The organism is Bacillus sp. FSL L8-0152, from assembly GCF_038006365.1.
Taxonomy (GTDB): Bacteria; Bacillota; Bacilli; order Bacillales; family Bacillaceae_G; genus Bacillus_A; species Bacillus_A cereus.
Genome location: NZ_JBBOVB010000001.1, coordinates 5,018,932 through 5,034,041, shown reverse-complemented (window position 1 = coordinate 5,034,041; position 15,110 = coordinate 5,018,932). Strand labels below are relative to the sequence as shown.

Below are 15,110 nucleotides of genomic sequence, written 5' to 3'. Positions count from 1 at the left end.
ACTGTTATATAAACCTATATAGCACGGTGTTTTTACTATATTAAAAGTATGGTAAAGGTTTGTATAAGTGTCCGATATATATGCTATTTTTGATAAATTAAAATAGTAATATTCTATGAGATTTATATTGTTGAAATTGGGATTTCAACGATACATTTTCATAGGTCGGATTGTTGCGAGTGGATATATATTGCTATGTATACGGCTACGAAATTAAGTAGACGGATAGCAAGTATATAGAAAGGAGAAAGGTAGAAAATATGAAGCAAGTATTGAAGTGTTTTAATGTCGTAACGATGATCACACTTCTCCTATCCATCATATTGCCTTCACCCAGTGCTTTTGCTACAGAGATAAATAAAAAAAGCTGGGATGAGTTACAAGGAAATGATGTGAAAATTAAGGCAGAGCAAGTAAATGCTGAAATATATAAGGGAGAAGTAGCGGAGAGGGAGCACGTATTTCAATATACGATTGAAAATACGGGAGCTACACCAATTCAAGAATTGGTGCTTAAACAAAATAATGAAAATGAAATTACGTTCCCTTCGCAATCTGTGAAAGTAAACGGAGAGAAGTTACCTGAAAATAAGGTAGCGGATTTCTATGTAGAGGAAAAAGATAAGGGAGGAAAGGTTCTTTCTTCTAATCTTAAAATTAAAGATTTAAAATCACATGAAAAAATGACTGTGTTAATAAAAGCTCGTCGTGCACAACATTTTAATAAAGAGTATAAGCAAAAAATTAGTGTGCAAAAGGATCAACTACAAATAGGAAACATGTCTGTAGATGTTGAAGGGATTCCTTCTGAAGACAAGGTTGAAGCTAATACCGATGATGAGGCTGACAGTAGTAAGAAAGAAATCGAATCACCAGCTGATGCTAAATCAAAAGAAGTGGATGGAAAATTAAAAGTATCTGCAGGAGATAAAAATAAACCTACAGCGAACACGGAACTAGTGAAGCAGCCAGTAGATAAAGATGAGAAGAAACTAGAAAAAGAAGCGGAAAATCAGAGCGATGCAAAAGTACAAGCTGCATCAGAGAATGCTTCGAAGGTTCAAATGCAAACAGGGGATAAGCAAGGATTTGGAGATCCACTGTATTCTACAATTACTGCTGGTAATTTAGTACAGACTGGTAATGTAACACTTGGTTTGACGACTGATCATTATGGCAGACAAAGTATGGGTTATAAAACGAATAAAATGACTGTGGACGTTGATAACGATGATAGTACTTTTAATTCGTCAACAGGTGCATTTCCTAACATTCCTGCCGGAAGTAAAGTGAAAAAGGCTTACTTATTCTGGACAGCAGCAATGGGGTTACCAGGAAATATTGCTGATAGAAAGGTTACCGAGGATCAAGTAAGGCAACCAGTCAAAATGAAAATGGGAAATAAAGAATATGCAGATGTAACTGCTGATAGCATACGAAAAGCGGATTACCTACCTTATATTTCTAATTACTCAGGTAGTGGCGCAGGATATGTTGCGTATGCAGATGTAACAAATGTAATTGCACAGCAAGGGATTTCACAAACGTTGACAGTTGCAAATGTGCCACAAATTAAAGATGTAACAGGTGGCGGCTATTACTGGGGTAACTGGAATCTTATATTAGTTTATGAAAACTATAAAGAAACAGTAAAAGACATGAAGATTTGGGAAGGGCTAGTCTCTCAAAAAAGTACAGCCTGGACAGATATTAGTGTTAATAAAATAAACACACCAAAAGAAGGTGCTTTTAAGGCGAAATTTAGTTATTTTTCATCGCAAGGTGACCCAGCTGAGAAAGATGGATATGCATATGATTATGGAGAATATGATTTTGGTGCTGGATATATAAAGATAAAAAATATTAACGGTAAAGACAATGATGCGAATGATTCGTCTATGACAGAAGTACAAGTAGACGGTACTAACGAGTTTGTTACAAAAAAATATCCAGGATATAACCCGGATTGGACAAATTCATTCAGTACTGACATTCATACGTATCATCTTGAAGGACCTACTCAAGTAAAAAATGATTTAAAAGAAGCAAAAATGCGTTTTAGAGCAAATGGTGGCGGTGGTGATATTTACGTATTAAATAACGCTACATTCGTTACAGAACATAATGCTCCAAACTTACAAGTTGATAAAAAGGCATTAGATAGTGCCGGTAAAGAAGTTAAGGAAATTAAAGCTGGTGAAGAGTTTACGTATCAAATTGAAGTGAAGAATGATACGAAAAATAACCAAGCACCTGTATCTAATGTAAAAGGTTTTGATAAATTAGATGATCGTTTAGAGTATGTTCCGGGATCTATACAATATATTTCTGGAAGTAATAAAGGAAATAAAACAGATAATGCAAGCGATGATGAAGCGGAGTTTGTAAATAATCAAATTGATTTCCGTGTTGGTGAAGGTGCTAATGCTAAAGACGGCGGTGTTTTAAAGCCTGGTGAAAGTGCCATTATTACATTCAAAGTAAAAGTGAAAGCTTCTGTACAATCAGATACAACAATAAAAAATATCGTTGCTGTAAAGGGAAAAGATAGTACCGAGGTAAATTATGAAACTACAGATGATGCAAATGTTACGGTTACGCTTCCGAAAGAAGTTCCGGGAGAAATAGAAGCAAGAAAAATAGCTTCTAATAAAACACCGAAGCTAGGTGACGAGGTAGAGTATCGTATTACATTTAAAAATAAGACAAAAGATGGACGTCTAGATGTATTGACAATTGAAGACGAATTACCAAGTAATCTTGAATACGTGAAAGATAGCTTGAAAGCAGAAGGTGCAAAACCAGAGCCAGTAGAGCTGAAGTTTGAAAATGGCAAAGTAATGGCAAAGTATCCAGAAATTATGGATATGGAAGAAAGAAGTATCGTCTTTAAAACAAAAGTAAAAGAAACTGCAAAAATTGGTGAAGAAATTGTTAATAAAGCAACCGTTAGTGATAAAACAAATCCACCAAAGGATTTAGAGGAGAAGATTACACCACACCATAAGGCCGGTAAAATTGCTGCAAAGAAAAAAGCAACAAATAAAAAGCCGAAGCTAGGAGAAGAAGTTGAATATCAAATTAGCTTCAAAAATACGGTGGAAAACGGAAAACTAGATGCAGTTACAATAGAAGATGAAATTCCAGCTAACTTAGAATTTGTTCAAGGTAGTGAGAGAGCTGAAGGTGCTGAACCAAATCCAGTAGAGTTAAAAGTAGAAAATGGTAAGGTAATCGCAAAATATCCAGAGATTACGGATACAAAAGAGCGAAGCATTTCCTTTAAAGTGAAAGTAAAAGAAGAGGCAAAAGCCGGAGAAACGATTGTTAATAAAGCGGTTGTGAGTGAGCCAAATGGACAGTCTGAGCATCCAGAAGAAAAGATTACGCCGGATTATAAATACGGTAAAGTGGATGTTGAAAAAAGCGTAACGAATCAAACACCAAAACTAGGAGAAGAAGTGGAATACCGAATTACATTTTATAATACGGTAGAAAACGGAAAACTAGAAAAGGTGCTAGTAGAAGATACACTACCTAAAGGTGTTGAATACGTGAAAGATAGTTTGAAAGCTGAAGGTATAAAACCAGAGCCAGTAGAACTAAAAGTGGAAGACGGCAAAGTAATGGCAAAGTATCCAGAAATTACGGATACAGAAAAAAGAAGTATTGTATTTAAAGTGAAAGTAAAAGATTCGGCAAAAGTAGGGGAGGCAATTGTAAATAAAGCAATTGCAAAAGATCCGAAAAATGAGCCTGCTGAATCGAAGGTTGTTATTACACCACAAAGTAAAAAAGGTGAAATTGCTGCTACAAAGGTAGTTAATAATAAGAAACCGAAGCTAGGCGAGGAAATCGAGTACCGCATTAGTTTTCATAATACGGTTGAGAACGGAAAACTAGAAGAGGTGCGAGTGGAAGATACAATTCCAAAAGGTCTTGAATATGTAGAAAATAGTATCAAGGCCGAAGGAGAAGCACCTGGACCAGTAGAATTAGCTGTTGAAAATGGAATAGTCAAAGCTAAGTATATCGATATTATGGATATGAAAGAAAGAAGTATCGTCTTTAAAGTAAAGGTGAAGGAAGAAGCAAAAGTAGATAAAGAGATTGTCAATAAAGCAATTGTTGATGATACGAAAAATCCACCGATTGAGCCGGAAGAAAGAATTACTCCGCAATATAAGGATGGAATAATTGATTCGAAGAAGACAGTAGATAATCCATCACCAAAACTAGGAGAAGAAGTAGAATACCGAATTAGCTTTAAAAATACGGTAGAAAACGGAAAACTAGAAAAGGTAACGATAGAGGATATAATTCCTAACGGTTTAGAGTATGTAAAAGGCAGTGAAAAGGCTGAAGGTGAAAAACCAGCTCCATTAAAGTTAAGTGTGAAAGATGGAAAAGTCATTGCTGAATACGAAAATATTACAGATATGAAAGAAAGAAGTATTGTCTTTAAGGTAAAGGTGAAGGAAGAAGCGGAAGTAGGTAAGGAAATCATTAATAAGGCAATTGTTGATGATATGAAACATCCGAAAGAACCAGAAGCAAAAATCACACCATTACACAAAGATGGAAAAATTAAAGCGAAGAAAATCGTAAATAATGAAACACCGAAGTTAGGAGAAGAAGTAGAATACCGAATTAGTATGAAAAATACGGTTAAGTACGGAAAGCTAACAGACGTGATAATAGAGGATACTCTACCAGAAGGTTTAGAGTATGTAGAAAATAGTTTGAAAGCAGAAGGTGCCGGAACAGATTCAGTAGAGCTGAAATTTGAAAATGGTAAGGTAATGGCAAAATATCCAGAAATTATGGATACAGAAGAAAGAAGTATCGTTTTTAAAGTGAAAGTAAAAGAAGGAGTAACAGTCGGTAAAAAAATCATTAATAAAGCAACTATTGATGATTCGCAAAATAAGCCAGTTAATCCGACTGCGGAAATTATTCCTCAGTATAAAGATGGAAAACTTGAAGCGAAAAAGATGGTAAATAATGAAACGCCGAAGTTAGGAGAAGAAGTGGAATACCGAATCAGCTTTAAAAATACGGTAGAACATGGAAAGCTAACAGAGGTAAAGATAGAAGATGATTTACCAAATGGATTAGAGTATGTGAAAGATAGTGTAAAAGCAGTAGGTGCTAAGCCAGCTCCAGTGGAATTGAAATTTGAAAACGGTAAGGTAATGGCGAAGTATCCTGAGATTACAGATACAAAAGAGAGAAGTATTACCTTTAAAGTGAAAGTAAAAGGTAAAGTGAGCGATTGGATTGTTAATGAAGCGATTGTGAGCGATACGAAACATCCGCCAGAAACACCGACAGCAGAAATTATTCCGCAACATAAAGACGGAAAAGTGAAAGCGAAGAAGACGGTAAATAATGAAACGCCGAAGTTAGGAGAAGAAGTAGAATACCGAATTAGTTTTAAAAACACGGTAGAAGACGGAAAACTAGCAGAGGTGAAAATAGAAGATACTTTACCCGAAGGTTTAGAGTACGTAGAAAACAGTGTGAAAGCAGAAGGTTCTAAGCCGGATCCAGTAGAATTGAAAGTGGAAAATGGTAAGGTAATGGCGAAGTATCCAGAGATTACGGATACAGAAGAAAGAAGTATCACTTTTAAAGTGAAAATAAAAGAAGAAGTGAAAGTCGGTAAAAAAATCGTCAATAAAGCAATTATTGATGATACGAAAAATGAGCCAGAAACACCGACGGCAGAAATTACTCCACAGCATAAAGACGGAAAAGTGGAAGCGAAGAAGACGGTAAATAATGAAACGCCGAAGTTAGGAGAAGAAGTGGAATACCGAATTAGCTTTAAAAATACGGTAGAAAACGGAAAGCTAGCAGAGTTAAAAATAGAAGACGATTTACCAAATGGATTAGAGTATGTGAAAGATAGTTTACGAGCAGAAGGTTCTAAGCCAGATCCGGTAGAACTGAAAGTGAAAGATGGAAAAGTAATCGCAAAATATCCAGAAATTACGGATACAGAAGAAAGAAGTATCGTCTTTAAAGCGAAAGTAAAAGAAGAATTTAAGGTTGGTGAAGGCATTGTCAATAAAGTAGTTGTTGATGATACAAAAGATCCAACAACTTCAGAAGTAACAATTACGCCAGAATATAAAGACGGTAAGCTTAAAGCAGAGAAATTTGTAAACAATAAAAAACCGAAATTAGGAGAAGAAGTAGAATACCGAATTAGTTTTAAAAACACGGTAGAAAACGGAAAACTAGTAGAGGTTAAAGTAGAAGATGAAATTCCAGCTGGATTAGAGTTTGTAGAGAACAGTTTACAAGCAGAAGGATTTAAGCCTAGTCCGGTAGAATTAAAATTTGAAAACGGCAAGGTAATGGCAAAGTATCTAGAAATTGCGGATACAAAAGAAAGAAGTATTATTTTTAAAGTGAAAGTAAAAGAAGAGGCAGAAATAGGCAAGGAGATTGTTAATAAAGCAATCGTAGTAGATACAAAAAATGAGCCAGAAGAGCCTCGTGTGGAAATTACTCCGCAATATAAAGATGGTAAAATTGCTGCGCAGAAAGTAGCCAATAATCATAAACCGAAACTAGGAGAAGAAGTAGAATATCGAATTAGTTTTAAAAATACGATAGAAAACGGGAAACTAGCAGAGGTAAATATAAAGGATGCCTTACCAAATGGTTTAGAGTATGTAGAAGGCAGCATCACAGCAGAAGGTTCTAAACCGAAACCAGTAGAGCTACAGGTGAAAAATAATAAAGTAATGGCAAAGTATCCAGAAATTACAGATACAGAGGAAAGAAGTATTGTCTTTAAAGCGAAGGTAAAAGAAAGCGCAAAAGTGGGAGAAGAAATCGTAAATGAGGCAATTGTAGATGATACAAAGAATCTACCAGAAGAGCCTTATGTACCGATTACACCACAATATAAAGATGGAAAAATTGAGGCAAGAAAAGAAGTAAGTAATCGTGAACCGAAGTTAGGTGAGGAAATCGAATATCGAATTATTTTTAATAATACGGTGAAAGATGGAAAACTAGTAGAGGTAAAGATAGAAGATAAAATTCCAGCTGGATTAGAGTTTGTAGAAGGAAGCGAAAAGGCTGAAGGTGAAGAGCCAAAACCAGTGGAGTTGAAAGTAGAAAATGGTAAGGTAATGGCAAAGTATTCAGAGATTATGGATACGAAAGAAGTATCGTCTTTAAAGTGAAGGTGAAAGATTCGGTTACAATAGGTAAGGACATTACAAATAAAGCGATTATCCACGTTGATGATCCGAACCATCCTATAACTGAACCGACAGCGAAAATTACACCGCAATATAAAGACGGTAAAATTGCTGCTCATAAAAAGGTGAATAATCATAAACCGAAGCTAGGTGAGGAAATCGAATACCGAATTTCATTTAATAATACGGTGAAAGATGGACAGCTGGCAGAAGTGAAAATTGAGGATGAAATTCCGTCTGGTTTAGAGTATGTGAAAAATAGTCTAAAAGCAGAAGGTGATAAGCCAGCCCCAGTAGAGTTGAAAGAAGAAGCTGGTAAGGTTAGTGCGAAGTATGAAAATATCACTGACATGAAAGAAAGAAGTATTATCTTTAAAGTGAAGGTGAAAGATTCCGTTGAAGTGGACAAGGCAATTGTAAATAAAGCAATTATTGATGATACAAAAAATCCACCAGAGCGACCGGAAGTAGATATTACACCGCAGCATAAAGATGGTAAATTTAAAGCTAATAAAAAGGTAAGTAAAAAAGATCCAAAGCTAGGAGAAGAAGTAGAGTACCGAATTAGTTTTAATAATACGGTAGAAAACGGAAAACTAGCAGAAGTGAAAATTGAGGATCAACTACCAAATGGATTAGAGTATGTGAAGGATAGTTTAAAAGCAGAAGGTAATGAACCAAATCCAGTAGAGCTAAAAGAAGAAGCTGGAAAAATCACAGCGAAGTATGAAAATATTACTGATACAGCTGAGCGTAGCATTATCTTTAAGGTAAAAGTAACAGAAGCAGTAAAAGTCGGGAAGAAAATCGTGAATACGGCAATTGTGGATGATGATAATCCGAAGAATCCTCCGCAAAAACCAGAAGCGATTATTACACCGGAGTATAAGGACGGAAAACTAAAAGCTGAGAAAACAGTAAATAACCCAGCTCCAAAATTAGGAGAAGAAGTAGAGTATCGAATTACGTTCCGTAACGTAGTTGAGCACGGAAAAGTAGCGAAGGTGAAGATTAAGGATGAATTACCAACTGGCTTAGAGTTTGTAGAAGGTAGTGAAAGAGCCGAGGGAGAGAATCCGAAACCGTTGTATGTGAAAGTGAAAAACAGCACAGTACTCGCAGAATATCCAGAAATTACGGACATGAAAGAAAGAAGCATCGTCTTTAAAGTAAAAGTGAAAGATAAAGCTAAAATTGGCGAAGCGATTGTGAATACGGCGGTTGTGGAAGATACAATAAACCCACCAGAGAAACCGAATGTCGCTATACAGCCTCAACATAAAGATGGTGCATTACAAGCAGAAAAAACAGTAAGTAATCATGAACCGAAGTTAGGAGAAGAAGTAGAATATCGAATTAGCTTTGAAAATACGGTAGAGAACGGAAAACTAACTGAGGTAAAGGTAGAAGATGAAATTCCAGCCGGTTTAGAATACGTACAGGATAGTATAAAGTCTGATGGGCCGGAACCAAATCCAGTAGAACTTAAAGTTGAGAATGGAAAAGTAACAGCAAAGTATCCAGAAATTACGGATACGAAAAAAAGAAGTATCATCTTTAAAGCGAAAGTACAAGAAACGGTACAAGTAGGAAAAGAAATTATAAACAAGGCGGTTGTGGATGATAATAATCCGACAAATCCACCGGTTGAGTCACTTGTACCAATTACACCGCAATATAAAGATGGGAAACTAGAGGCAAGGAAAGAAGTAAGTAATCATGAACCAAAGCTAGGGGAAGAAATCGAATATCGAATTACTTTTAACGGCATAGTAGATGGCGGGAAGTTAGTTGATGTAAAGATTGAAGATGAAATTCCGTCTGGTTTAGAGTATGTGAAAGATAGTCTGAAGGCTGTAGGTGATAAGCCTGTACCAACAGAACTTAAAGTTGAGAATGGAAAAGTAACAGTAAAGTATCCAGAAATTACGGATACGAAAGAAAGAAGTATCATCTTTAAAGTAAAGGTAAAAGAATCAGTAAAAGTTGGAGAGGAAATAACAAATAAAGCGATTATTCACGTAGATGATCCAAATCATCCAGTTATGGAACCGACAGCGACAATAAAGCCAGAATATAAAGATGGTAAGGTAAAAGCAACGAAGACAGTAAGTAATAAAGAACCGAAGCTAGGAGAAGAAATCGAATACCGAATTAGCTTTGAAAATACGGTAGAAAACGGAAAATTAGCTGAGGTAAAGATAGAAGATGAAATTCCAGCCGGTTTAGAGTACGTGCAAGATAGTATTCGATTTGAAGGGGCTGAACCAAATCCAGTAGAGTTAAAAATGGAGTTTGGAAAAGTAATAGCGAAGTATCTAGAAATTACAGATACGAAAGAACGTAGTATTATTTTTAAAGCGAAGGTAAAAGCAGCACCAAGTAAAGGGATAACAAATAGAGCGATAGTGGACGATAGAATAAATACACCACTTGAGCCTACAGTTACAATTTTACCGAAAACAAAAGAAGATTTTAAGATACCGGAAGATCCGAAAGAACCAGAAGTGAAACCGGAAGATCCGAAAGAACCGAAGGAGCCAGAAGTGAAACCGGAGGATCCGAAAGAACCGAAGGAGCCAGAAGTGAAACCAGAAGATTCGAAAGAACCGAAGGAGCCAGAAGTGAAACCGGAAGATCGGAAAGAACCGAAGGACCCAGAAGTGAAACCGGAGGATCCGAAAGAACCGAAGGAGCCAGAAGTGAAACCAGAGGATCCGAAAGAACCGAAGGAACCAGAAGTGAAACCGGAGGATCCGAAAGAACCGAAGGACCCAGAAGTGAAACCAGAGGATCCGAAAGAACCGAAGGAGCCAGAAGTGAAACCAGAGGTTCCGAAAGAACCGAAGGAGCCAGAAGTGAAACCGGAAGATCGGAAAGAACCGAAGGAGCCAGAAGTGAAACCGGAGGATCCGAAAGAACCGAAGGAACCAGAAATGAAACCGGAGGATCCGAAAGATCTGAAGAAACCGGAAGTAAGACTGGAAAAGTTAAATAAAGACCCGCAAGTAAAAGTAGAAAAAGAATTACCGAAAACAGGGGCAGCACATCCATGGATGATGTCAGTTGGTGCGGGAATTTCATTCTTAGTTGGCGGAGTATTATTCGTATTAGGTAGAAGAAGAAAACAATAATTTTTGTAGACGAAAAGCACACTGAGTTCGATAGTTTATCGAATTCAGTGTGCTTTCGTGGTATATAAAATAAAAGCTCCTTCCGCGTATGGAAGGAGCTTTTATTTTTACATATTAAAACATGCTTGAGCTATGCATTGGTTGAAGTTTTGCATTTGGATCGAAGTAAGCTTTTGCATTGTTTACTGCTGTCGGTGCTTCGCCAAATCCACAAGCGATAAGTTTTACTTTTCCTTCATATGTACAAATGTCACCAGCAGCGTAAATGCCAGGAATATTTGTTTCCATTTTTGAATTCACAAGGATGCTATTTTTTTGTATATCTAAGCCCCAGTTTTTAATTGGGCCAAGAGAGGAAACGAAGCCGTAGTTTACAATTACATCATCAACATCGATGATAACTTTTTCTTCAGTTTTTACGTGCTGAAGAACGACTTGTTCAATTTTGTCATCACCAATGAGTTCAACTGGAACATACGGTGTACTTACTTCTGCACGAGAATTCATTAAGTTTTCGACGCTATGTTCATGTGCGCGGAATTTATCACGGCGATGAACGATTGTAACTTTGTCAGCAATCGGTTCTAACATCATCGTCCAGTCTACTGCTGAGTCGCCACCGCCAAATACTACGACGCGCTTGCCAGCAAATTTATTCATATCATCAACGAAATAATGTAAGTTTTTCTTTTCGTATTTTGCTGTACCTTCTAATTCTAAGCGGCGTGGTTGGAAAGCACCATTGCCGGCAGTAATAATGACTGATTTAGAATAGTGAGTTTGTTTATTCGTAACAAGTTTAAATATACCATCAGCTTGTTTTTCAAGCGTATCAACAGCTTCTTCTAAGCAAATGGTTGGATCAAATTTCTTCATTTGCTCTTTTAAGTTATCAACTAATTCTTGTGCGCGCACTTTTGGAAATCCAGCTACATCATAAATGTATTTTTCAGGGTAGAGTGCGGATAATTGTCCTCCAAGTTGAGGTAAGCTTTCAATGATTTTTACACTTGCTTGTCTCATCCCGCCATAAAATGCTGTGAATAGTCCTGTTGGACCACCACCAATAATTGTTATGTCGTAAACTTTTTGATTTTCTGCCACTTTCATTCCCCCTATAGATGGAATTTTGATATTGATTTCATATATTGTTCATATGTACACGAAAATCCTGCAAATGATGACACTTTCAAATAAATGATAGCATATTTGAGTTCATAATACTTCTGAAAACGACTGAATTGTGTGTAAGTTTTCGCATAGATGCTTTTTGTATTGTATAAAATATACAGAAAGGAAAATACATGAAAAAAAGGCTGAAAAACCCTTGAAAACGCTATGTTATTTTAAAATATTGATAATTCTCCAGAAGCTTGAATTCTGGAATAAAACCGACTAATATAGGGAAGTATTATGTTAAATTTCTATGACAAAATTCGTACGATTTTTTGACTGCGTTTTGTTATGATATAGAATGTGATAAATTCCACATTCTTGACAAATAGAGTTTTTAGTACTTGGTATTATTTCTCATTACTATTATATAAAGAAAAGGGTTGTGATTTGGTGAAGACTCCAAAAATCGTAGTTTTAGGTGCAGGTTATGGCGGGATGATTACGACTGTTCGTCTGCAAAAAGCATTATCTGTAAATGAAGCTGAAATTACGTTAGTAAACAACAACAGCTATCACTACCAAGCGACTTGGTTACACGAGAGCGCAGCTGGTACATTACAAGATGAAAAAATCTGTCTAGATATTCAAGACGTTATTGATACAAATAAAGTGAACTTTGTACAAGACACAGTAGTAGAAATTAAAGCTGCTGAAAAACGTATTATCTTAAAAGACGGCGAGTTAGAGTATGACTACTTAGTAATCGGTCTTGGTTTCGAATCAGAAACATTCGGAATTACAGGATTAAAAGAGCATGCATTCTCAATCGCTAACATTAATGCAACTCGTGAAATTCGTGAGCATATGGAAGCTAGTTTCGCTAAATATGCAGATGAAAAGCGCGATGAGTTAGTAACAATCGTTGTTGGTGGTGCTGGATTTACTGGTATCGAGTACGTAGGTGAGCTTGCAAACCGTGTTCCTGAACTTTGCAAACAGTACAATGTACCACGTGAAAAAGCACGTATCATCTGTGTAGAAGCTGCTCCAACAGCACTTCCAGGTTTCGATCCAGCATTAGTAGAATATGCTGTAAAACAACTTGAGAAAAAAGGCGTAGAATTCCGCATCGGTACAGCAATTAAAGAAGCAACTGAAGAAGGTATTATTGTTGCAAATGGTGATGATACTGAATTAATTAAGTCTGAAACAGTAGTTTGGGCTGCAGGTGTTCGTGGTAATGGTATTGTGGAAGAGTCTGGCTTTGAAGCAATGCGCGGACGTGTAAAAGTTGATGAGTACATGCACGCTCCAGGATACGAAGAGGTATTCATGGTTGGTGATGCAGCGTTAATCATTAACGAAGAAATTAACCGTCCTTACCCACCAACAGCACAAATTGCAATTCAACAAGGTTACAATATTGCACACAACTTAACTGTATTAGTTCGTGGCAAGGGCGAAATGAAAAAATTCGCATTCGATAATAAAGGATCTGTATGTTCTTTAGGTCATGACGATGCAATGGGCGTTGTTATGGGTAAAAAGTTAACAGGTTGGAAAGCTTCCTTCATGAAGAAAGTAATCGATAACCGCTACTTATTCTTATTAGGTGGACCTTTATTAGTTCTTAAAAAAGGTAAATTAAAGTTCTTTTAATATATAGTAGAAAAAGCAGAAACGGCTAAGCGCCGTTTCTGCTTTTTTTTCATATAATACATGTTTTCGATATAACAATAGAAAGATGGGAGAAATGTTTTATTTGAACATTGCCTTATCATGAAATGGATGAATCCAATGTTTTATTTTCTTCATAATTACATTTCTGCATCTTGATATTTTTTTGTTAACAGTATATCGACAAAATGGGTTTTTTCACTTTTTGAAAAAAGGAAATTTCACAGCGAATTAAAAAGTATAGTATAATATATAGAAAAGAAAGAATATTCTGTCCGTTCGAATGGAGGAGGATGCATCATGGGGAAGCGCGGGAAAGTATGGTTAGCTGTTAGTGGCTTAGTAGCTACAAAAGATGGCAGGTGGCTATTCGTTAAGAAGAAATACAGTGGATTAAAAGGGAAATGGTCTTTACCGGCTGGTTTTGTAAATGAAGGTGAGACAGTTGATGAAGCTGTGAAACGCGAAGTGTTAGAAGAGACAGGCATTGTCGCTCATGTGAAGGGGATCATTGGTGTTCGATCGGGTGTTATTCGTGATGAAATTAGTGATAATATGATTATTTTCCTTTTGGAGCCTGAAGGAGAAAATATTATTGTACAGGAGAAAGAATTGTCTGAAGTGGCGTTCTTACATCCAGATAAGATTGCGGACGATCCGAATACGTCTGTACTTATTAAATATTTGTTAGAAGGAAGATCAGAACTACATCTTGAAGTGGACAAAACATTAAATCCAGGAGAACCATTTGGTTATACAGCCTATCACGTATTTACGGCACGTGCGAAGGAGAGGGAGAAAGAGTGAGTATACCGGTACTACTTATTTCAATGATGCTATTTTTTATTTTGTTCTTTGGAATTGGATTTTTACTCAACATGATTTTGCGAGCTACTTGGGTAATGGTTATTGTGTATCCGATTGTTTGTATGCTTATTATTAATAAAGCGAGTATGTGGGATTATTTTTCAAAACCGAAAGAAACATTTTCTTCATTTGGGACAAGTGTATCGCACTTAGGACAAGCAGACGTGTTTATTCTATCTACTGGATTAGTAGGGGCTGCTTTAGCAGGAGTCGTGATCAAGAAACTTCGGAAAAGCGGATATCAAATGTTTTAATCTCCAACTAAGTTGGAGATTATTTTTTGCATATTCCTTCATCGTATAGGGAATGATTAACGATGAAGGAGTGTGGAATATAAAAATGTTAAAACGATATTGTATTCGCATTATGATGACTTGTTTACTTGCATTTGCATTATGCGTAACATGGAAGGCTTTCACTGGAGTTTCTTTATTAGAGATTGTAAAGACATATGAAGGAATGAGTGCAAAAGAAGTACATGCAGCAGAAGTTAAGAGAAATGTTGCTCCGAGTAAAGAAGTGATAAATGCTTTAGAGCAGGCAAACGACTGGTCTAAATATCGTTCAATTGAAATGACTGCAACAGGTTATACATCGGGGATTGAGTCAACAGGTAAGAGGCCAGGGCATCCAGAGTATGGTATTACATATTCAGGTGTTAAAGTGAAAAGGGATTTATATTCCACAATTGCTGCGGACTTACGCGTATTCCCGATTGGAACGATTCTCTTCGTGCCAGGTTACGGGTATGGTGTAGTAGCTGATAAGGGCGGAGCAATAAAAGGAAACCGTCTTGATTTATATTATGATACGGTGAAAGATGTTTATAGCCAATGGGGTAAGAAAAAAGTAAATGTGTATGTAGTAAAAGTAGGAAAAGGTAAGTTTACAGAAGAAGAGTTAACGATGTTAAATCAAGACGAAACGATGCAAGTGTTTCGTGGTCAATATTTAAAGCAAAGATAGTCTAGTCGTAATTACGCTAGACTTTTTTTCTTGGCTTATTTCATAATAGAGGAGATTTTACACGTCATATAACTGTAGTTAGAATTGTCGCATTTTATCGAAAATAAAGTTATAATGGTGGTAGAGA

At 36.4% G+C, this 15,110-nt stretch carries 5 protein-coding genes and 1 pseudogene; 5 read left to right on the top strand and 1 reads right to left on the bottom strand.

Annotated elements, in window-relative coordinates; genetic code table 11:
- Positions 1-260: 260 nt before the first annotated feature.
- A pseudogene (locus MHH27_RS25595) lies at positions 261-10,357 on the top strand (isopeptide-forming domain-containing fimbrial protein).
- Between the two features lie 114 nt (positions 10,358-10,471).
- On the opposite strand, the gene MHH27_RS25590 reads toward MHH27_RS25595, so the two are convergent.
- The gene (locus MHH27_RS25590) at positions 10,472-11,461 is read right to left on the bottom strand and encodes an NAD(P)/FAD-dependent oxidoreductase (protein ID WP_000829772.1); all 990 of its coding nucleotides are present in this window, start codon (positions 11,459-11,461) and stop codon (positions 10,472-10,474) included.
- Positions 11,462-11,923: 462 nt separating this feature from the next.
- On the opposite strand from MHH27_RS25590, the gene MHH27_RS25585 reads away from it, so the two are divergent.
- The 4 genes from MHH27_RS25585 to MHH27_RS25570 all read left to right on the top strand — a co-directional run bounded on the left by MHH27_RS25585 (position 11,924) and on the right by MHH27_RS25570 (position 14,983).
- Positions 11,924-13,132: an NAD(P)/FAD-dependent oxidoreductase gene (locus MHH27_RS25585; protein ID WP_000856602.1), complete on the top strand. Its 1,209-nt coding sequence runs from the start codon at positions 11,924-11,926 to the stop codon at positions 13,130-13,132.
- A 318-nt stretch (positions 13,133-13,450) separates the two neighbouring features.
- Positions 13,451-13,957: an NUDIX hydrolase gene (locus MHH27_RS25580; RefSeq protein ID WP_000517993.1), complete on the top strand. Its 507-nt coding sequence runs from the start codon at positions 13,451-13,453 to the stop codon at positions 13,955-13,957.
- Positions 13,954-14,271 (top strand): YuiB family protein, encoded by a 318-nt coding sequence (locus tag MHH27_RS25575; RefSeq protein ID WP_000027016.1) that lies wholly within the window; start codon positions 13,954-13,956, stop codon positions 14,269-14,271. The genes MHH27_RS25580 and MHH27_RS25575 overlap by 4 nt, the downstream gene beginning before the upstream one ends.
- 85 nt (positions 14,272-14,356) lie before the next feature.
- The gene (locus tag MHH27_RS25570; protein WP_002094181.1) at positions 14,357-14,983 is read left to right on the top strand and encodes a 3D domain-containing protein; all 627 of its coding nucleotides are present in this window, start codon (positions 14,357-14,359) and stop codon (positions 14,981-14,983) included.
- Positions 14,984-15,110: the final 127 nt, after the last annotated feature.